This is a genomic window from Mycolicibacter heraklionensis (genome assembly GCF_019645815.1).
GTDB lineage: Bacteria > Actinomycetota > Actinomycetes > Mycobacteriales > Mycobacteriaceae > Mycobacterium > Mycobacterium heraklionense.
On record NZ_CP080997.1, the window covers coordinates 2,749,089 to 2,768,659 of the forward strand.

At 66.9% G+C, this 19,571-nt stretch carries 17 protein-coding genes; 6 read left to right on the forward strand and 11 right to left on the reverse strand.

Features of this window, described 5'->3' with window-relative positions; all coding sequences use genetic code 11:
- Positions 1–33: 33 nt before the first annotated feature.
- Complete coding sequence (locus K3U94_RS12865; RefSeq protein WP_220693963.1) at positions 34–852, forward strand: class I SAM-dependent methyltransferase; 819 nt, start codon at positions 34–36, stop codon at positions 850–852.
- Between the two features lie 159 nt (positions 853–1,011).
- The gene (locus K3U94_RS12870; protein ID WP_220693964.1) at positions 1,012–1,506 is read left to right on the forward strand and encodes a MarR family transcriptional regulator; all 495 of its coding nucleotides are present in this window, start codon (positions 1,012–1,014) and stop codon (positions 1,504–1,506) included.
- Here K3U94_RS12870 and K3U94_RS12875 read toward each other — a convergent pair.
- The 4 genes from K3U94_RS12875 to K3U94_RS12890 form a co-directional block, all read right to left on the reverse strand.
- A complete protein-coding gene (locus K3U94_RS12875) occupies positions 1,503–3,005 on the reverse strand; it encodes a bifunctional aminoglycoside phosphotransferase/ATP-binding protein (RefSeq protein WP_220693965.1) in 1,503 nt (500 codons plus the stop codon). The two genes, K3U94_RS12870 and K3U94_RS12875, sit on opposite strands and share 4 nt — an antisense overlap.
- A 70-nt stretch (positions 3,006–3,075) precedes the next feature.
- On the reverse strand, positions 3,076–3,960 hold the full coding sequence (locus tag K3U94_RS12880) for a universal stress protein (protein ID WP_220693966.1): 885 nt from the start codon (positions 3,958–3,960) through the stop codon (positions 3,076–3,078).
- 126 nt (positions 3,961–4,086) lie between these two features.
- A complete protein-coding gene (locus K3U94_RS12885; protein ID WP_230987610.1) occupies positions 4,087–5,742 on the reverse strand; it encodes a sensor histidine kinase in 1,656 nt (551 codons plus the stop codon).
- Positions 5,743–5,966: 224 nt separating this feature from the next.
- A complete protein-coding gene (locus K3U94_RS12890; RefSeq protein ID WP_220696786.1) occupies positions 5,967–6,950 on the reverse strand; it encodes a 1-phosphofructokinase family hexose kinase in 984 nt (327 codons plus the stop codon).
- 426 nt (positions 6,951–7,376) lie between these two features.
- Here K3U94_RS12890 and K3U94_RS12895 point away from each other — a divergent pair, with 426 nt between their 5' ends.
- Complete coding sequence (locus K3U94_RS12895; protein WP_220693968.1) at positions 7,377–8,486, forward strand: S1C family serine protease; 1,110 nt, start codon at positions 7,377–7,379, stop codon at positions 8,484–8,486.
- A 37-nt stretch (positions 8,487–8,523) separates the two neighbouring features.
- Here K3U94_RS12895 and hypD read toward each other — a convergent pair whose 3' ends face one another.
- The 6 genes from hypD to hypF are packed head-to-tail and all read right to left on the reverse strand — an operon-like array spanning position 8,524 to position 14,825.
- Positions 8,524–9,660 carry a hydrogenase formation protein HypD gene (gene hypD / locus K3U94_RS12900; RefSeq protein WP_220693969.1) on the reverse strand — a complete coding sequence of 379 codons (1,137 nt, stop codon included), beginning with the start codon at positions 9,658–9,660 and terminating at the stop codon, positions 8,524–8,526.
- Between the two features lie 13 nt (positions 9,661–9,673).
- The gene (locus K3U94_RS12905; protein WP_220693970.1) at positions 9,674–9,946 is read right to left on the reverse strand and encodes a HypC/HybG/HupF family hydrogenase formation chaperone; all 273 of its coding nucleotides are present in this window, start codon (positions 9,944–9,946) and stop codon (positions 9,674–9,676) included.
- Between the two features lie 19 nt (positions 9,947–9,965).
- Positions 9,966–11,078: a hydrogenase expression/formation protein HypE gene (hypE, locus tag K3U94_RS12910; RefSeq protein ID WP_220693971.1), complete on the reverse strand. Its 1,113-nt coding sequence runs from the start codon at positions 11,076–11,078 to the stop codon at positions 9,966–9,968.
- Positions 11,078–11,740, reverse strand: coding sequence for a D-sedoheptulose-7-phosphate isomerase (locus tag K3U94_RS12915; protein ID WP_220693972.1), 663 nt, complete (start codon positions 11,738–11,740; stop codon positions 11,078–11,080). The genes hypE and K3U94_RS12915 overlap by 1 nt, the downstream gene beginning before the upstream one ends.
- Positions 11,737–12,468 (reverse strand): hydrogenase assembly protein HupF, encoded by a 732-nt coding sequence (locus K3U94_RS12920; RefSeq protein WP_220693973.1) that lies wholly within the window; start codon positions 12,466–12,468, stop codon positions 11,737–11,739. Before K3U94_RS12920 ends, K3U94_RS12915 begins: the two co-directional genes overlap by 4 nt.
- Positions 12,468–14,825: a carbamoyltransferase HypF gene (hypF, locus tag K3U94_RS12925; protein ID WP_220693974.1), complete on the reverse strand. Its 2,358-nt coding sequence runs from the start codon at positions 14,823–14,825 to the stop codon at positions 12,468–12,470. Before hypF ends, K3U94_RS12920 begins: the two co-directional genes overlap by 1 nt.
- A 156-nt stretch (positions 14,826–14,981) precedes the next feature.
- Between hypF and K3U94_RS12930 the strand changes: the two genes are divergently transcribed.
- The 3 genes from K3U94_RS12930 (at position 14,982) to K3U94_RS12940 (ending at position 16,903) form a co-directional block, all read left to right on the forward strand.
- Positions 14,982–15,317: a hydrogenase maturation nickel metallochaperone HypA gene (locus tag K3U94_RS12930; RefSeq protein ID WP_220693975.1), complete on the forward strand. Its 336-nt coding sequence runs from the start codon at positions 14,982–14,984 to the stop codon at positions 15,315–15,317.
- Positions 15,318–15,329: 12 nt separating this feature from the next.
- Positions 15,330–16,076: a hydrogenase nickel incorporation protein HypB gene (gene hypB / locus K3U94_RS12935; RefSeq protein ID WP_220693976.1), complete on the forward strand. Its 747-nt coding sequence runs from the start codon at positions 15,330–15,332 to the stop codon at positions 16,074–16,076.
- Between the two features lie 164 nt (positions 16,077–16,240).
- The gene (locus tag K3U94_RS12940) at positions 16,241–16,903 is read left to right on the forward strand and encodes an SRPBCC family protein (protein ID WP_220693977.1); all 663 of its coding nucleotides are present in this window, start codon (positions 16,241–16,243) and stop codon (positions 16,901–16,903) included.
- 55 nt (positions 16,904–16,958) lie between these two features.
- On the opposite strand, the gene K3U94_RS12945 is transcribed toward K3U94_RS12940, so the two are convergent.
- The gene (locus tag K3U94_RS12945; RefSeq protein ID WP_220693978.1) at positions 16,959–19,565 is read right to left on the reverse strand and encodes a cation-translocating P-type ATPase; all 2,607 of its coding nucleotides are present in this window, start codon (positions 19,563–19,565) and stop codon (positions 16,959–16,961) included.
- Positions 19,566–19,571 lie beyond the last annotated feature (6 nt).

Here is a 19,571-nt window from a genome sequence, read left to right on the forward strand (position 1 = left end):
GGTAGAACACGTCCCCTTCGACAGGAGGCTCAGATGACCGTTGACTACCCGACCACGTCGGACACCCTGACGATCCACCGGAATATGTGGGCGATGGGCGACTACGCCCTGATGGCCGAACAGGTAATGGCTCCGATCGGCCCGGTGCTCGTCGATGCCAGCGGTATCAGCGCAGGTGATCGTGTGCTCGATGTGGCGGCCGGATCCGGCAACGTCTCGATCCCAGCCGCAATGACGGGCGCAGCGGTCGTCTCCAGCGACCTCACCCCGGAACTGCTGCAACGATCGCAGTTGCGGACGATCGAGCACAACCTGGAGATCGAGTGGCAAGAGGCCGATGCACAGGCATTGCCGTTTGCCGACAACGAGTTCGACGCGGTCCTTTCGGGGATCGGGGTGATGTTCGCCCCTGACCACCAGCGTGCTGCCGACGAGCTGATCCGGGTCTGCCGCCCCGGCGGCACGATTGCGCTGGCGAGCTGGACTCCGGAGGGGTTCTTCGGCCGGATGCTGGCGGCGATCAGGCCCTATCGCCCCACCCAGACTCCGGGCGTCCCACCGGCGGCGTTGTGGGGACGGGACGATTACGTCGGCAATCTCTTTGGCGACCGAGCCACCATCATCCAAGCCCGGCGATGCATGCTGGTGGTGGAACGCTTTGCCACCGCCCAGGCAGTTCATGACTACTTCAAGACCCACTACGGTCCGACCATCGACGCCTACCGCACCATCGGTGACAATCCCACGCTGGTCGCCGCTCTCGACGCCCAACTCATCGAACTCGCTCAACATCATCTGCACCACGGAGTCATGGGCTGGCAGTACCTGCTTCTCACCGCACGAAAGCGATGAACTGCCCGGATCGACTGCATGACGTAGTCCGGCCTACAGCATTCCCCGCCCGGGCCCACCCTGCCGCTCAAATCATGCTTATTGCAACAGTATTGCTATGTAACAATAGCTCTTACTAACTAAGCTTGTCCGGCTGGACCTGAACCGAGGAAAGTGCTGATGGCCATGGCCGACGTGGCGGCAGACGACGAATCCGTCGATGCGATCACCGATGCACTGCTCACCGCATCGCGACTGTTGGTGGCCATCTCGGCGCACTCAATCGCCCACGTGGACGAGGCCATCACGCTCCCCCAGTTCCGGACACTGGTGATCCTCTCCAACCACGGTGCAATGAACCTGGCGACGCTTGCGAGCCTGCTTGGCGTCCAGCCCTCGACGACCGGGCGCATGGTCGACCGACTCGTCAGCGCGGGGCTGATCGATCGACTTCCGCACCCCACATCACGACGCGAACTGGTCGCGGACCTCACACCACGCGGGCGGGATGTCGTGCGCCAGGTCACCGCCCAGCGGCGTGGCGCAATCGCCCGCATCGTGGAGACGTTGCCGGTACAGGAGCGCCGCGGGCTGGTACACGCCCTTACCGCGTTCACCGCGGCTGGCGGGGAACCCGCAGTGCAGGTGGACGACGTCGATATCTGGGTGCGTTAACTCTGCCGCCGGATCGCGGCGCGCCACAGCTCCTGAGCCTCCCGGACGCAATCATCGAGCGGTTGCGACGTGTCGACGCGATGCGCCGTGTCCCACTCGAAATCGTGAGCGGCCAGCGCGGCGGCGATCTGCGGTGTCGCGTCGGAGTTGCCCGGTGCCCTGCTTCTGATTCGGTCGGCGGCGACATCAACCGGCACCACACACTGGATCTCGGCGGTCACCGCATGCTTGTCGGCGGCCAGGCGGCAGGCCTCGGCCCGGACCTGCGCATCTCGCCAGGTTCCGTCGAGGACCACCGACTGACCGCTGGCCAGGCACTGGCCCGCCCGATGCAGGATCGCCTGGTAGACGGCAGCGACATTGGCGGGTGCATACAGTCCAGCGTCAAGGTCACCGGGCTCGCCGCTGAGCTGCCCGGCCTCGTGCAACTCCTTACGCACGTCATCGGTGGACAGCACCACAGCCCCGACCTGTTCTGCGAGCTTTCGGGCCAGCGTCGACTTTCCGGTTCCGGGACCGCCACCGACCAGCACCAGCCGAATGGCACCGCGTTCGAGGTGGCTCAGAGCGATGGCCAAATGGCGGGACGCGGCTGCGTCGGCCCCCGACTTGCCCTGTGTCAGTTGCACGCAGTCGACTTTGGCCCGCACCGTCGCACGGTAGGCGATGTAGAAATTCCGCAGCGACGACGTCGCGGTGTCGCCCGAGTAGGCGGCGTAGCGGGCCAGGAAGTAGTCGCCGAGGTCCTTGCGCCCGAGGAACTCCAAATCCATGGCAAGGAAAGCGGCGTCGTCGATGCGGTCGACGAAGCGCAAGTCGTCACTGAACTCCAAGCAGTCGAGCAGCACCGGCCGGTTGTCCGTCCAGAAGATGTCGTCGGCGAGCAGGTCCGCGTGGCCGTCGACGATGCAGCCCTCGTCGATCCGTTGAGCGAACAGATCGGCCCGACCGGCGAGGTATGCGGCGGCGAGGTCTTCGACGCGCCGCACCGTCTCGGCGGGCACCGCGGTGTCGGCGTGGCGGTGCAGTGTGGGGAAGTTGTCGAACCACCGTTGGTGGATCGCGTCGGGCTCACCCTGCCGGTTGATTCGCCGGCTGCGGTCGGATCGATCGTGGAAGTCCGCCAGCACGCGGGCGATGCTGTCGAGCACGGGTTCGACCGGTTCGCCGCGTTTGACCATCGAAGCCAACCGGTCGTCGTCGTGGTAGCGCCGCATCACGATGATCGGTTCGGGCGCTGCTGCTTCGGACGGGCCGCTGAGGTGGGCAACCCCGAAATAGCTGTCGGGGGCGATTCGGCTGTTGAGTTGGACTTCCCGCGCGCACGCCTCTTCGCGCTGCTCGACCGTCCGGAAGTCCAGAAAGTCGGTCTGCACCGGCTTTTTGGCCTTGTAGGCCCGGTCGCCGGCCAAGACGACCACGCCGGAGTGGGTTTCGTAGGCCGCGACGTAGGGCGCCGCTTTCGGCGCGTCCGTGTCGCCGTGTGTCGCGAACTCCATGGCATCCAGTGTTAACCATCGCGGCCAAGTCCGGGGGCGGTCAACGGGCCGCCCCCGGCATGATCGCAGGTCATTTCGCGTCGGGGCGGACCACGATCACCGGAATCCCGGCGGCCTGGACGACCGCGGAGCTGACCGAACCCAGGAGTTGACTGGCGAAGCCGCCGCGGCCGTGACTGCCGACCACCATCAGTTGAGCGTGCTCGGCCGCCTTGACCAACCAGCGGGTGGGCTGGTCACAAACCACCCGCCGCTCGACGACGACATCCGGGTATTGCTCCTGGTAACCCGCGAGCCGTTCGGCGAGGATTTCGTGTCCCTGAACTTCGTAATCGCGCCGGTCCATGTTGAGGATCGGCATGACCCCGACGTCACTCCAGGCGTGCAACGCCATCAGCGGCACTCCACGGCGAGAGGCTTCGTCAAAAGCCAGCGCCGTCGCCTTCTCCGATACCGGTGAACCGTCGATTCCGACCACCACGGGTGCATCTTTCGGGTAATCGCGATCGGTGCGGATGACCGCGATCGGGCCGTGCCCGTGGTGAATCAGGCTGGTGCTCACCGAGCCCAGCAGCAGGCGGCCGATGGCACCCAGCCCCGTCGAGCCGACGACAGTCATCCAGCTGTCTTTGGTGGCACCGATCAATGTCGAGACCACCTGGGAATGGGCCATCTCGGCGTGCACCTCGGGCGCCGCGGCGTCGCCCCGGCTGGAGTCGACCACGTTGCGCGCCCGTGCGAGGACCTTTTTCGCCTCGTCGGCCTGCCAACTGGGAATCCCCTCGGTCATCGGCCCAGGGGGCCAGCCGGACTCCAGCGGCGTCACCACGTGCAGCAAGGTGAGCGGCAACTGGCGCATGATCGCCTCATGCGTCGCCCAGGTCACCGCCGCGTCGGATTCAGGCGATCCATCGACACCCACCACGATTCCGCGTGTGAATCCCACTTCCGACATCGCGCGACCTCCCAAAGATTCGACCGCCCGGCCAGGCCGGCTCCACCTAAATGTACGGCGGGCTCGCAGGATTCGGTGGAGTCGTTGGACCTCAGCAGCGGAGCCGTTGGCCCCTGATACGACCCATCAATCCGAACGAGCGGCCGGTGGCGCAGTCCAGTGCACCCGGGTGCCGCCCTCGGGCGGCGAGGTGATCTCGCAGGTGCCGCCTACCAGCTCCGCGCGAGCCACCATGTTGTCGAGCCCGCTGCGACGGCGATTGCCGGCGGGGATCCCGCGGCCGTTGTCGGTGACGACGATGCTCAGCACGTCAGCCACGGTGATCTCGACAGTCACCTCGGTGGCACCGGAGTGACGGCAGACGTTGCTGACCGCTTCCATGAGCACCGCTTCGGCCTGTTCGGCGAGTTCGGCGCCAATGATCGTCATCGGCCCGTCGACCTGCACGGTGGTGACGATGTCCCGGTTCTGAGTCAAGCGGGCAACGATGTCCTGCATTCGTCTGCGGACCCCTCCTTCGAGGGCCGACCGGGATTTGAGCCGGAAGATGGTGGTACGGATCTCGGCGATGACGCTTTGGAGGTCATCGATCGTGCCGTCCAGCCGGGCGGCCACCTCCGGCGAGTGCGTGAGAGCCAGGGTGGCCTGCAAATCGAGCCCGGCGGCGAACAACTGCTGGATGACGTGGTCATGCAAGTCGTGGGCGATTCGTTCGCGATCGGCCAGAATATCGCGTTCGCGGGCGGACTCCCGGCCACCGGCCACCACCAGGGCAACGGCAGCACGATGGGCGAAGTCGTACACCAGGTCCAGGTCGGCCTCGTCGAAGGGCTGCTGATCGGCACGCCGGGCGATGGCCAGCACCCCGAGCGTTCCGCCGTCGAAGCGCAGCGCCACCACAATCGCCGGACGCTGCCCGACGTCGGTGAATCCTGGGATCGGGACGTGGAAGGCCTCGGTGATCAGCGGTGCGCCGGAGCGGAAGACGCTGCCGGTGGTGGAACCGTCCACCGGGATCCGCTGGTGGATGACCTCGGCTGCATGCGCACCGGCCGCGGCAGCGACGGTCAGTTCGGCAACCTCGGCAACGGGAAGATCGGGATCGATCGGCACCATCACGATCGCTTGCTCTGCGTCGGCAAGCTCGCATACCCGCTCCGCTATCACCTGCAGTGGCCTGGTCGGAGCCGCTGCGTCGGACAGCAGCGCAGTGGTGATGTCGCGGCTGGCCGCGATCCATTGCGTCGAAGCGCGCAAGTGGTCGACCATTCGTGCGTTCTCGACGGCGACCGCGGCCGCCATCGCTACCGCGCAGGCAATCCTTTCGTCGGATTCGGTGAAGATGCGGTCCGGCTCATCGTGCGTCAGGTAGAGATTGCCGAACAACGCGCCTTGAGTGATAAGAGGCACGCTGAGCAGCGCATACATCGGAGGATGGTGTTGGGGGAAGCCGACTGCCGCCGGGTGCGTGGTCAGATCAGCCAGACGTAGCGGATGGCGCTGGACCAGCGAGACGTCTAAGACACCCTTGCCGACTGGAAGGTGCCCGATCCGCCGCACCGTCTCCTCGTCCAAGCCGGCGTGAATGAACTCGATCAGGTTGCCCTCCGGGCCGCGGATCGCCAAGGCGCCGTACCGTGCCGAGGTCAGCTTCATCGCCGCAACCACGATTCGGTGAAGTGTCGTCTGGAGCTCAAGGTCAGACCCGATCTCGACGATGAGCGTGAGCAGCTGCTCCATCTGATCACGCGCGACAGCAAGCTCATCGAGCTGCTGATGCATCCGATCGAACAGGGCCCGATTGCCGAGTCCGCTGAACGCCGATTCACTGTCGCCGCCGACCATCCGATTCACTCTCCCGGGGAGCGAACAGACTGTTTTGCTGTACCGGTGGCCACCGGTACAGCACGTCCATGAATATGCTGGCACAACCGCGGCCGACAGGCGATACCTCGTTCGGTGTCCCTGGCTGGCGTGCGGCTCGGCTCGACGGGCGCCCTGGCGTCTCAGGCGGAGCGGTTGGTCACCGCACTCGGTTCGGCGACCAGTGCGAACAGCTCTTCCACCGCCGCGCGGCTGCAGGCCGCGGTACCGGGCGTCATCAGCATGGCGGCGCCTGCCGCGATGCCCAGCTGCACGGACTTGACCAGCGGCCAGCCCCGGCTCAAGCCGACCGTGATCGCGGCCACCATCGCGTCGCCCGCTCCGACACCGCTGCCGCCCCGCATCCGCACCGCCGAGAATCGATAGCCTCCCTCGGGAGTGGCAAGCAGCGCGCCGTGCGAGCCCAGCGACACCACCACCGCATGGGCTCGCCGCTGGTCGATGAGTTGGTAGGCGGCAGCCAGCTGATCAGCCTCGGTGACCAGTTCGCGGTCAACACATTCAGACATCTCGCGCACGCTGGCCTTGAGCAGGAAGACCCCCGACCGGATGTGGCGCAATCCTCCGCCCGATGTGTCGAGGATCAGCGGTACGTCCAGCTGCCGGCAGAAGTCGGCGACCCGCTGGTAGAAGTCGGCGGGCACGCCCGGTGGCAGGCTGCCGCTTGCAACGACGAACCGCGCCGAGGTCGCGGCTTCGCGCAGCTCGTCCAGGCACTTCTCCTGTTCGGCGACGGTCAGTCGGGCACCGGGAAGAACGAACCGGTATTGCTGCCCGGTGCATTGCTCGTTGACGGTGAAGCTCTCCCGCGTCGCCTCCGCGATCGGGACTCGGCGGAACGGTACGCCGGCCTCGCCGAGCAATGTGGCCAGCAGACCGCCACTGGGCCCGCCGGCAGCGAACAAGGCGAACACGGGTTCGCCGAGCACGTGCGCGATCCGGGCAACGTTGACACCGCCGCCGCCCGGGTCGTAACGCGCGGGTTGACAACGCAACTTCTCCGTCGGCTGCACCCGGTCGATGCTGGTGGTGATATCGAGTGCGGGGTTCATGGTCAACGTGACGATCGGTGCGGCGTTCGCGGTGGAATCGGCTGGCGTCTTCATGACGTCGGATCCGCCGGTCATCGCCACTTCTTCATGGCGTCGTCTCCTCTTGCTCGACGACTGATGGCACCGATCCAACCCGCAGACGCCGCAGCACGAAAGGGGCCGAAGTCCCGGTTTCGCGGGGCCGTTCGTCGCCGGTTGCCGAACGCGACATTCCGTGAATCCTGACGTCGCCCGCGCGCACCGAAGGCTGACGGAAGCCAGCCCAGCTGACGACGAATACCCATACAGCATAGGGGCTTCCGGCCCTCGCCGAGGGCCGGACAGGAGAGTCGAATCGGAGGTATCAAGTCCGAAAGGGAGCAACATGAAGGACATTCCCGCCCGCACACCGCCCCGGTCGCTGCTACCAGAGCTGTCCGACTCGCCATGATCCACATCAGCACCAGACGGCCGGTGGGGCACCATCGCCGATGGAGAACCGTGGCCGGCTCATTGGTGTTGGCCGCGGCCTCGGCGGCGATCGGTGCGGTCAGCGTGTCGGTCATCGAGCCGGCCGAGCGCCCGCACTGCGACGCCCGCGCATTGCCCGTCGTCGATCTCCACGGTTCCGCGCTCGATCAGGCTGCCGCGCGGGCCATACCCAGCATCATCAGGCTCGACACTGACGCCAGCCGGCCGTCGACCGTGGGATCGGGCATCGTCTTGACCGCCGACGGGTTGATTCTGACCAGCAGCCATGTGTTGCCGGCCCGCACCCGAACCACCGGCCCCGACCCGCTGGTGGCCACATTCGCCGACGGCCGAACCGTGCCGTTGACCATAGTGGGCACCGACCCGGTGACCGACGTGGCCGTTGTTCGCGCAGAACATGTTTCGGGCCTCTCGCCGATCACACTCGGCTCGTCGACTGCCCTGAGGGTCGGGCAGACGGTGGCGGCGGTGGGATCACCCCTGGGGCTGGAAAGTTCTGTGACGCGAGGCGTTATCAGCGCCTTGCACCGTGCCGTTCCCCTGCTCGTAGACAGCAACGGCCGAACCACTGTCCTTGACACCATCCAGACCGACGCCGCCACCACATTCGGGAGTTCAGGTGGAGCCTTGATCGACACCAACGGCCGGCTGGTCGGCCTGAACTCGTTGATCGCCCTACCCGGAGTCGGATTCGCTCTGCCCGTCGACCCGGTCATGCGGATCGCTAACGAGCTGATCAGCAGCGGAACAGCCGCACATGCCTGGCTCGGCGTGCAGGTGAAGACGACCAGTTCCGGAACTCGCGGTGCGGTAGTCATCGCAACATCGCCGCGCAGTCCCGCGGCCGCGGCCGGACTGTATCCGGGCACGGTGATCACCAACATCGACGGCCGGGTGATAACCAACGCCGAGACGCTGGTTGCCGCGATCATGTCCAAGGCACCGGGCGACATCGTGGCGACCGGCTACGTCGACTCCGCTGGCACGCGGCGAACGCTGGATACCGTTCTCGACTCCGACCTGACCACGCGCGCTGCGACGGACACACCGGGAAATCCGCCGGGAATCTCCGCACTGGGCCAAGGCATGTCCCGTCGACAGCCACCCTGGTCCGCTTAGCCTTCTCCGCGGCCGAAACACAGCCCGCGCGTCGCGATTACCCCAGACCCACCTGTTTGACGTCGGCACGGCGCAACCGGCCGAAGTTGTAGTACGCCGCGCACGCGCCCTCCGGGGACACCATGCACGTCCCGATCGGGGTCTGCGGGGTACACGCCGTACCGAACACCTTGCACTCCCAGGGCTTGAGCACCCCCTTGAGGACCTCACCGCACTGGCACGCCTTCGGGTCGGCAACCCGGATCCCCGGCATCGAGTAACGCACCTCCGCATCGAAGTCGGCGAAGTCGTCAGCCAGCCGAAGGGCGCTTTGCGCGATGAATCCCAGACCCCGCCATTCGAAATGCGGGCGTAACGCGAACACCTTCGCCATCAATGCCAGAGCGGCCGGGTTGCCGCCGCGACGAACGACCCGTGCGTACTGGTTCTCGATCTCGCAGCGTCCCTCCCGCAGCTGGGTGAGCAGCATGGCCACCGCAGACAGAATGTCCAGCGGCTCGAACCCGGTGATCACCAAGGGTTTTCGATAGACTTCCGATACGAATCGGTAGGGCCTGTCCCCCACCACCGTCGACACGTGACCGGGTCCGATGAATCCGGACAGCCGAAGGTCCGGCGACTCCAGAATCGCTTTGATCGGCGGGACGATCATCACATGGTTGCAGTACACGCTGAAATTGGTCAGGCCCAGTTCCCGGGCCCGCATCAGGGTCACCGCTGTCGACGGCGCGGTGGTCTCGAAGCCGATCGCGAAGAACACCACCTGCTTGTGTGGTTGGTTCACCGCGATCTTCAGTGCGTCCAGCGGCGAGTAGACGAACCGCACGTCGGCACCGCGGGCTTTGGCGTCCAGCAAACAGCCGTTCGAGCCGGGCACCCGCATCATGTCGCCGAAGCAGGTGAAGATCACATCGGGTTGCCCCGCCAGCCAGATGGCGTCGTCGACGCGGCCCATCGGAATCACACAGACCGGGCAGCCGGGCCCGTGAACGAGTTCGACGTTTCGCGGCAGCAGTCGTTCGATGCCGTGCCGGTAGATGCTGTGGGTATGTCCGCCGCAGATCTCCATGAACTTGTGCGGCGGGCCGGCCGCGCTGTCGCCGGCCAGCTTCTCGATGGCGACCAACAGTTTGCGGGCCGCGCCCGGGTCCCGGAATTCCTCGACGAATTTCACTGCGGGTCCCCTGTCACACGATCGAGGTGGAGTCGAAGCCGTCCACTTCGGCGGCGTAGGCGTCCCCGAGTTGCCGCAAGGCCTCCAGCGTCAGCAGCGCCTCGGCCTCGTCGATTCTGGCCATCGCGAAGCCAACGTGCACCAGCACCCAGTCGCCGGTGGTGGGCAAGTCGCCTTCCAACAGCCGCACGCTGATGACGCGCCGCACCCCGTTGACGTCGATCTGGGCCAAATAGCCTTCCGGGTCGACTATTTCGGTGATCTGACCTGGAATACCGAGACACATTCGGCGGTACCTCCTGACCTCAGCAGATTCTGGGCAGCGGGTCGCCGACCAGCATGTCGACGATGCGGCGACCGCCGAATCCGGTTTGCACCATGACGGTTTCGGCGGGTTCGGCGACGATCTCGCCGATCTGCGCGGCATCGGCACCGAGCGGATGCGACCGCAACGCCGCCAGCGCATCCTCGGCCTGTTCCGGTGCTACCACCGCGAGGAGCTTGCCCTCGTTGGCGACGTAGAGCGGGTCGATGCCCAGCAGCTCGCACGCACCCATGACCATGGGGTGCACGGGCAGTCGGTCGTCCTCGAGCAATACGGCCAGCCCGCATGCCTGCGCCAGTTCGTTGCACACGGTGCCCACCCCGCCGCGGGTCGGGTCGCGCAGCCAGCGCGTCGACGGTGCGGCGGACATCAGCAACTCCACCAGCGGGCTCACCGAGGCCGAGTCGGAGTTCACGTCGGCGTCGATGTCCAGATCTCCCCTGGCCAGCATCACGGCCACGCCGTGATCGCCCATGGCTCCCGACAGCAAGACCTGGTCGCCCACTCGGACCGACTGAGCCGACAGTGCACGCCCGGCCGGAATGATGCCCAGCCCGGTCGTGGTGATGAACATCCCATCCGCCGCGCCCTTGGGTACCACTTTGGTGTCGCCGGTCACGATCTGTACGCCCGCAGCCGCGGCAGCCTCCGCCATGTCGGCCACGGTCGCCTTCAGCTCGATGATCGGCAATCCTTCTTCGAGCACAAACGCCGCCGCGATCCATCGCGGCACCGCACCGGAGACCGCCAGATCGTTGGCGGTGCCGTGTACCGCAAGCGCACCGAGAGATCCGCCGGGAAACCGCCTGGGTTGCACCACAAACGAGTCGGTCGTCAATACCACCTGTTCGCCGCCGGGCAGGGTGATCGCCGCCCCGTCCCCCAGCGGCTCCAGCAGGGGGTTGCCGAACGCCTCCAGGAACACGGCTTCGACCAGCGCAGCCGACGCCTTGCCGCCGGCACCGTGTGCCAGGGTGACATGCTCGTCGAGCAGTCGGGGTCGCCGTCTGCGAAATGATTCGATTCGCTCGATCACCTCGCGCTCGGTGAACTTCGGCCCCGCCGGGTTGTACTCGTCTGTCGACCCGCTCATCAGCAGACCAGCCTTTTCACCTCGGACCGACGTTGCACGGCCGACCACAGCTGGTAGCCCAAGAACCCTTGCGCCTCCTGGATGCGGTGCACGCTCTGGGACCGGACCACGAAGCAGGCGTCCACATCGGGGTTGTCGGCGAACGCGCCCCCGGCGTAGCCGGCGAAGCTGACCGTGTACATGCCACGGCGATGAGCCTCGGCCAGCGCGGTGAGCAGATTCGGCGAGTTTCCGCTGGTGGACAATGCGACACCGATGTCGCCCGGCCGGCCGCGAGCGATCAGCTGCCTGGCGAACACCAACGCAAAACCCACATCGTTGGCCAGTGCGGTCAACGCGGCCTGATCAGCGGCCAACGTCCATGCCGGAAGCGGCTTCCCCAGTGGCGGCCTGGCGAACAATGCCGCCAAAGTCGCGGAATCGGTGCAGCTTCCGCCGTTGCCGAAGGTGAACAATCGGCCTCCCGCGCCGAACCGGCGAGCCATCTCGGCGCTCGCGCTCGTGAGAAGTTCTGCGTTGGCATCGACAGTCGCGCGCCGCAAGTCCAGGCTTTCCGCTGCCTTGGCCCTCGCCGAGCGGGCCAGGTCGGCAAGCAACGCGAGCGGGTCCTGCTCCTTTTCGTCGATGAACGGGTACAGGAAGTCGGTGGGCTCGCCGGTCATCGGTTCCGCTCCATGTCCTCGCCGTCGGCCAAGCCGATGAGCGTGCCCGCATGCACCAGCACCAGGTCACCCGGCACAAGCGGGGCGACGAGCGCGGAATCGGCCGTCTCGATGCCCGCGGCGGTGCGCACGGTGGCGGTGCCGTCGGCCGCCTCGGAAACCACCTCACCGAGGCGGCCCTGGTCACTGCAGGTGACGCAGACGGCGGCGGTGCCTGCCGTGGACTTCAACACCCCGGGGTGCTCGAAACAGACGTGGGTCAATTCCCACAGCAGGTGGTACAGCAGAACGAAACTGCCGTTCGTCGGCGCACTGGGGTCCGGATCCTCCAGCCACAGCACATGATCGGCGGCGCCGGCGGGTGGCCGGGTCCCGCTGCCGATCCAGACGGTCGTCACCCCCCACGCCGGGGCGCGCCGCATCACCGACAGCACCTCGGCACAGTCGGCGTCGGCCACCGCGATCACGATGTCGCCCGTACTGACCGAGAGTCGCACCTGATCCACCAGGTCGGGTCCGGTCAGCGCGACGGCCGGCAATGCACGCTTTCCCATGATCACCGGGTGGACGAATTCGACCGCGATGTGCGCGGCATGCGGCTCCCAGGTCGGTGCGGTAGCCCACAAGGTGGCACCCGCCGCGAACCGTTTGGCCAGGTCGAGCGCGGTGGCGGCCAGGTCGGTCGCAAGATCGGGGTCAAATCCGGGGTCCGTGTCGGCAACGGTCATCAGCGGCGCTCCGCGCGATCGGATTGCTCGGCCAGCGCGGTCAGCACCGACACCGCCGCCTGACCGAGCGCCAGACCGCCGTCATTGGGTGGGACCGTATGGTGCGTCAGCACCTCGAAGCCCGCCTGCTGCAGCCGTCGCCGGCAGGCGCGCAGCAGCAGCGCGTTCTGGAATACGCCGCCGGTGAGACCCACCGCCCGCACCGCCCCGGCAACCCGGTTGACGGTCTCGACGACGGCTTCGACCACAGCCTCGTGGAATGCCGCCGCCAGCGCCGCCGGGGCGGATCCGTCGCGTAACGCCGCCACCAGGGCCCGCACCATCCCGGTGGGGTCGATCACCCCGTCGGGGCGCACCACCAACCGCAGTGCGATCCGCTCCCCGGAACCACCGGCCGATTCGGCCAGCGCTTCGAGTTCTATAGCGGCCTGCGCTTCGTATTCGATGCGCTGGCGGACGCCCAGCAGTGAGGCCACCGAGTCGAACAACCGGCCCATGCTCGAACACGGCACGCAACCCGTTCCGCCGGCCAACTGAGACCGGACAGCCCGCAATTCGGCAGGGGTGCACGCCATTGTCGGCGGCAGATCCGCAGTCCAGTCGACTCCGGCGACCCAGAGTTGGGCCAGCGCCATCCGCCACGGATTGCGCACGGCCGCGTCGCCGCCCGCCAGCGGCACCGGTAGCAGATGGGCGACCCGGGTGAACCGGTGGCTGTCGGGGCCGAGCGCGAGAATCTCCCCGCCCCAGATCGTGCCGTCGGTGCCATAGCCGGTGCCGTCGAAGCAGACTCCGATGATCGGCTGGCCGAGTCGCCCATGTTCTGCCAGCAGCGCCACCACATGCGCATGGTGATGCTGAACCAGGTCGAGGGGACGATCACCGGCATGGCGTTCGGCCCAACCGCGGGTCCGGTACCCCGGGTGCAGGTCGGCGGCCAGTCGCACCGGTCGGTGCCGGGTTGCTGCCAGTCGGCCGGCCGCACGTTCGAAGGCGCGCAGTGTCTCGTAGCCGGCCATGTCGCCGATGTGACCGGACATGAATGCCCGCGCACCGTCGGTTTGGCAAAACGTGTTCTTCAGTTCGCCGCCCACCGCCAGCACCGGCGGGCCGTCACACGGCAGGTTGACGGGCAATGGCGCATACCCGCGGGATCGGCGGACGGGTAGTTCCCGACCGTCCACGACACGCACCACCGAGTCGTCACACGGCTGCTCGATCGGCCGGTCGTGGGTCAGCAGTGCGTCACAGAGCGGCGGGATGCGTTGCTCGGCATCGTCATCGGTGAAGCAGATGGGTTCCCCAGAACGGTTGGCGCTGGTCAATACCAGCGCGTCGGGGGCCGGTGCGCCCGCACCCGGGACCGGGGCGAGCAGCAAATGGTGGATCGGCGAATACGGCAGCATCAGTCCGAGCAGCGGGCTACCGGGCGCGACGGCGTCGGCGATCGGCGCCGCTGCGCGCCGGCGCAGCAAGACGATGGGCCGGGCGGGGCCGCCGAGCACGGCTGCCTCGTCGTCGTCGACGAACGCATAGCGACGGGCGGCCTCGAGATCACGGACGAGCATCGCAAAGGGTTTGGCATTGCGTGATTTTCGGGTTCGTAGTGCTCCGACCGCTGCCTGGTCGTCGACGGCGCCGGCCAGGTGATATCCGCCGATCCCCTTGATCGCAACGACAGCACCATCGGCCAGTGCCCGCTGGGCTGCGGCCAGCGCGGCGTCGGACCCGTCCAGTCGGCCGGTGGCCGAGCGGAACCACAACGCAGGTCCGCAGTCCGGACAGGCGATGGGCTGGGCGTGGAAGCGGCGATCGGCGGGATCGTGGTATTCGACGGAGCATTGCCGGCACATGGCGAAACCCGCCATAGCGGTGGACTGCCGGTCGTAGGGCAGTGCGCGGATGATGGTGAACCGCGGGCCGCAGTTGGTACAGGTCACGAAGGGGTGCCGGTATCGCCGGTTGCGCGGGTCGAACAGGTCCGCCAGGCACGCATCGCACGTTGCGGTATCGGGCGGGATCGGAGAGGTGGATCCGGCCGCCACCCTGCTGTCCACGATCGCGAAGCCGTTGCCGCCCGCCGGGTCGACCGCCATCTCCGCGGCGGACACCGTGCAGATTCGGGCCAGCGGCGGCGCCTCCTGGCGCAACCGGGTGTCGAACTGATCGAGACGCGCGCGATCACCCTGGGCCTCGATGAAGACCGCGCCCGACTCGTTGCCGACGAATCCGGCCAGCCCCAACTCGCTGGCGATCCGGTGCACGAACGGACGGAATCCGACGCCCTGAACCACGCCGGTCACGGCGAACCTGAGGCGCACCGGATCGGTTCGCGACGGAAGCGAGACGTTGGGCATGCCAACCTCCTACCGACTGACAGCGCGCCCGGTAGCTCGAAAGTCCGATTCTAGGCGTGTGGCGACCACCGCGCTGCCCGGATTCGCAGGTCTACCGCCCATGGCGGTGTGGGTGTACAACGGTGTCCATGGCCGCAGGGAAGCCGACCCGTCGCCGTGCATGAGATGTCGCTGTGCCGGGCCATCGCCGGCGCGGTCAGACGGCATTCCGGCGGCCTTCATGTCGACGTCGTCCGGGTGCGGGTCGGCGCGCTGCGTCAGGTGGTCCCGGAGTCATTGTCATTCTGCTGGACCGTGGTCCGGGACTTCGAAGCCCTGCCTGACGCCGAACTCGAACTGGAACTCGTTCCCGCGGCGGTGCGCTGCCGGCAATGCGGCGCCGAGGCCACCATCACCTCCCGATGGTCACTTCTGTGCCCGCACTGCCGCAGCGCCGATGTCGAGGTGCTGTGCGGTGAGGAGTTCCTGGTGACCTCGCTCGACGTTTCGTGAAAGGACCTGGAAATGGGAAGGTTTCATCGCCACGACGACGCAACGGCGCACACCCACGACCACGGGGATCACAGCGGCTACAGCACCGGTTCGCAGCGTATCGACGTCTTGGAGGCGATACTGGCCGAGAACGATCTCCGGGCCGCCGCCAATCGGGAGACCTTTGAGCGCCATGGGGTTCGGACGCTGAACCTGATGAGCTCCCCGGGGGCCGGCAAGACCACCCTTCTCCAGGCGGCCCTGGACGGCCTGGCCGGCGAATTCTCCGTCGGCGTGGTCGAAGGCGACATCGCCACGGATCTGGATGCGGCCAAGCTGGGCGGTCGGGGCGCTCAGATATCGCTGCTCAACACCAGCAACGGGTTCGGCGGCGAGTGCCACCTGGACGCGCCGATGGTCAGTTGCGCGCTGCAGGGCCTGGATCTGGCCGCGCTGGACCTGGTGATCATCGAGAATGTCGGAAACCTGGTCTGTCCGGCGGAGTTCGATGTCGGCGAGCACGCCAAGGCGATGGTGTACTCGATCACCGAGGGCGACGACAAGCCGTTGAAATACCCCGTGATGTTCCGCGCGGTCGATCTGGTGCTGTTGAACAAGATCGACCTTGTCCCCTACCTGGACGCCGACATCGCCACCTACGTCTCCCGCGTCCGCGAGGTGAACGACGCCGCGACGATCCTGCCGATCAGTGCGCGAACGGGCGCCGGGATGGATGCGTGGTTCCAATGGCTGCGGCGGTTCACGCTGGCGACCACGTAGCGGGCCCTGCTCCGGCGGCACAACGGCCATTCGCCGACAGCAGAGGTCCCCCGGCCATCGGGGCCAAAGTCTCAGCTGGAACCCGCCGCGCAAGGACGGTCGCATGCGCGATCCGGGACCATCGACTCTGCCGCGGGATCGCCGGGCGGACCAGACTCAGAGGCATGATCACGACCGTGAAACACATCGCCCCCTTGGCGTTGTTGTATGCGGTCCGGCGGTATTTCCGCGACTGGGGCGCAACCAAGGGGGAATGCAAGCAGCGGTTCCCCGGGGACGAGTTGGTGGACGACCCCGCCGTGCAGATGACGGAGGCGGTTTGGATCGAGGTGCCGCCTTCCGCGGTATGGCCGTGGCTGGCACAGATCGGCCTGGACCGGGGCGGCCTGTACCTGCCCGAAGGCCTGGGGGCGCTGTGGGGCTTGAATTTTCACAACGTCAAACGAGTCCATCCGAAATGGCAGCAGACCGTCGTGGGTGACCCGATACGGGTCGCGCCAGAGGGTTGGCTGGGGCTCGACGACGGAGTGTCGTTGGCCATCGCCGAGGTTGTGCCGGATCAGTGCCTGGTGCTGCGAACCACAGCCGGTCTTCCGCTGGCGGTGTGGTCGTTTCTTCTGGTACCGCAGGGGGAGAACCGCAGCCGCCTTCTGGTCCGGAGCCGGGCCGCCCTGCGCCACCCGGGCGCCGTGGTCGGGATGGAGCTGGTCAGGCCGGTAGCCGCACTGACGATGCGGGCCGTGTTGCACGGCATCAAGCGGCACGCCGAGGCACCGCGACTGACGCCCGTCGCCGCCGTGCCCGCACCGAACCCGCACCGAATGTGACCGGTCCGGCCGAAGTGGGAGCGGCCACCCAGCCGGGCGCTCCGGTGTCACCGCCTCAGTCGTCGTGAACCGTCTTCGCATGGCGTCGCAGCCACCAGCGATACAGTTCGTCGACGCCCCACACGAGCACCGGCATCGGCACCAGCATGAGCAGCATCCAGCCGGCGAGTCCGGCGGAACCGAAGATCGCCTGCAGCGGCGGCAGATAGACGACGGCCGCGGCGAAGGCCAATTCAAAGGCGATGCCGCCCAGCAACAGGCGATTGGTCATGAACCCGATGGATCTGAATGACGACCACGCCGTTCGTGATGCGAATGCGGTGCCGACCTGGCAGGCGACGATCGCCGCGAAAGACATCGTGGTGGCCTGCAGGTAGACGTGGTGCAATGGTGCACCCGGCCCGGTGGGGGCACCCGGATGCCAGCCGCCGCGGGCGAGCACGGTGGAGAACCCGACCATGACCAGTACCGCCGATACTGTTCCCATCAATCCCCAACTGCGCCAAAGCAGTTGACGAGTGATGACGTTCTCCGAAGTCGGCCTGGGCGGCTGCTCCATCAGTCCGGCTTCGGCTGGTTCACGACCGAGCGCAAGGGCCGGAAGTGTTTCGGTACCCAGATCGACGGCCAGGATCTGCAGGACGGTCAGTGGCAGCGGAACCATCCCACCGGACAGTGCGAAGACCAGGAACGGCACGACTTCGGGAATGGCGTGCGCGAAGATGTACATGACGAACTTGCGGACGTTGGCGAACACTCGCCGTCCCTCTCGGATACCGGCGGTGATGGTGGCGAAGTTGTCGTCGGTGATCACCAACGTTGCGGCCTCGCGGGCAACGTCGGTCCCGCCGCGGCCCATCGCGACTCCGATGTCGGCGCGGCGCAGTGCCGGTGCATCGTTGACCCCGTCGCCCGTCATGGCCACGACCAGGCCCAAATGGTGCAACGCATCGGCGATGCGCAGCTTCGCCTCCGGTATGGCTCGCGCGAAAACGATCTCGCCTCCGCTGCTGAGGGCTTCGTCGAGGTCGTGGTCGCTCATCCGGTCAAGCTCTGCACCGTCGATCACCCGCTCGACGCAAATACCCACTCGTCGCGCGATCTCGGCGCCGGTTCGGCCATTGTCGCCGGTGACCACGTGCACCCGTATTCCAGCGGTATGACATTGCCGAACCGCCTCGGCGACTTCCGGTCGGGGTGGATCAAGGATGCCCACCAAGCCGAGAAGCTCCAGCCGCTGCTCGGCAGCGCGTCGATCGATGTCATCGTTCTCCGAGGTCAGGTCCCGTTCGGCGACCGCCAGGACGCGCAGCCCACGCTCGGTCAGATCCACGACTCGCCGCTGCCAGACCAGCCGCGTGTCTTCGTCCAGCCGGCAGCGGGGCAACAGCTGCTCGGGTGCACCCTTGACGTGCAGGACCTTTCGGTCACCGACCTGGTCCAGGGTCGACATCCGCATCAGATGCGGCTCGAAGTGGAAAAGCTTGATCCGCCGGCTGTCCCGCACCGCCGGATCGACAGCGATGCCCTGCGCAACGGCATGCTCCAACAGAGCGATTTCGGTGGGGTCCCCGGCCGATCCGGCCTCGATACCGGCCGTGGTGCACAGCGCGGCCGCCGTGATCAGCGTCTCGGCCTCCGATTCGGCGATCACCTCGACCACCTGCATCCGGTTCTGGGTCAGAGTTCCCGTCTTATCGGTGCAGATCACCGCCGTGCAGCCCAACGTCTCCACCGACGACAGTCGTTTGACCACCGCACCGAGGCGCGCCAGCGTTCGCGCGCCGACTGCCAGCGCCAAGGTGACCGTGGGCAGCAGACCCTCGGGGACATTGGCCACCAGGAGGCCGACGGCGAACATGAACGCAGCGCCCAGGCTCAGGCCGGCGGCGATCCCGAGTGGAAGGAAGAGCACGCCCACACCGATCGCGATTCCCGCGATCAGCCACGCCACCCGACGGACCTGGCGCTCCAGCGGACTGACGTCGGCATGCACCCGCCGCGACAGTGCCGCGATACGCCCGAGTTCAGTGTGGCTGCCGGTGTGGTGGATGACGGCGATCGCCGACCCGGCGACACAGATGGTCCCGCTGAACACCAGTGCCGGTGCATCAAGTGCACGGTCGGTTTCGGTGACGGGACCCGCACACCGTTCGACCGAAGTGGACTCACCGGTGAGCGCGGACATGTCGACTTCCACTTCCCCGTCGATGAGTCGGGCATCCGCTGAAATACGGTCTCCCTCGCTGATGAACAGCACGTCCCCGGGAACCAGTTCGCGGGCCAATACCTGCATGCGGCGCCCGTCTCGCAACACCCAGGCTCGTTGCGGCAGGTATGCGCTCAGTGCCTCGACGGCGTGTTCAGCATGTTCTTCCTGCACGAAGGCCAGCGCCGCGTTGAGCACAATCACCGCGATGATCGCGATGGACAGCACCGGCGATCCCGACGCCAAGGCCAGGCATGCCGCCAGCCAGAGCAGCAATGCCAAGGGATGGGTGAACTGGCGCATCAGCGCGGCCGCCCACCGGTTGCGCCCGACTGCCGGCAACTCGTTGGGGCCATACACCAGCAGGCGACGGGCAACCTCGCGACTCTCCAGTCCGGTGTTGGTGCAGACCGGCTCGAATTCCGACGACCACGTTGCAACCGGTTGGTCCATCGGCCT

Excerpts from the sequence above, each read along its gene's own strand:
- K3U94_RS12945 (WP_220693978.1), bottom strand. The coding sequence starts at position 19,565 with ATGGACCAACCGGTTGCAACGTGGTCGTCGGAATTCGAGCCGGTCTGC.
- K3U94_RS12865 (WP_220693963.1), top strand. The coding sequence starts at position 34 with ATGACCGTTGACTACCCGACCACGTCGGACACCCTGACGATCCACCGG.
- hypE (WP_220693971.1), bottom strand. The coding sequence starts at position 11,078 with ATGAGCGGGTCGACAGACGAGTACAACCCGGCGGGGCCGAAGTTCACC.
- K3U94_RS12915 (WP_220693972.1), bottom strand. The coding sequence starts at position 11,740 with ATGACCGGCGAGCCCACCGACTTCCTGTACCCGTTCATCGACGAAAAG.
- K3U94_RS12875 (WP_220693965.1), bottom strand. The coding sequence starts at position 3,005 with ATGGAGTTCGCGACACACGGCGACACGGACGCGCCGAAAGCGGCGCCC.
- K3U94_RS12885 (WP_230987610.1), bottom strand. The coding sequence starts at position 5,742 with ATGCATCAGCAGCTCGATGAGCTTGCTGTCGCGCGTGATCAGATGGAG.
- K3U94_RS12940 (WP_220693977.1), top strand. The coding sequence starts at position 16,241 with ATGATCACGACCGTGAAACACATCGCCCCCTTGGCGTTGTTGTATGCG.
- K3U94_RS12920 (WP_220693973.1), bottom strand. The coding sequence starts at position 12,468 with ATGACCGTTGCCGACACGGACCCCGGATTTGACCCCGATCTTGCGACC.
- K3U94_RS12890 (WP_220696786.1), bottom strand. The coding sequence starts at position 6,950 with ATGAAGACGCCAGCCGATTCCACCGCGAACGCCGCACCGATCGTCACG.
- K3U94_RS12880 (WP_220693966.1), bottom strand. The coding sequence starts at position 3,960 with ATGTCGGAAGTGGGATTCACACGCGGAATCGTGGTGGGTGTCGATGGA.
- K3U94_RS12905 (WP_220693970.1), bottom strand. The coding sequence starts at position 9,946 with ATGTGTCTCGGTATTCCAGGTCAGATCACCGAAATAGTCGACCCGGAA.
- hypF (WP_220693974.1), bottom strand. The coding sequence starts at position 14,825 with ATGCCCAACGTCTCGCTTCCGTCGCGAACCGATCCGGTGCGCCTCAGG.
- hypB (WP_220693976.1), top strand. The coding sequence starts at position 15,330 with ATGGGAAGGTTTCATCGCCACGACGACGCAACGGCGCACACCCACGAC.
- K3U94_RS12870 (WP_220693964.1), top strand. The coding sequence starts at position 1,012 with ATGGCCATGGCCGACGTGGCGGCAGACGACGAATCCGTCGATGCGATC.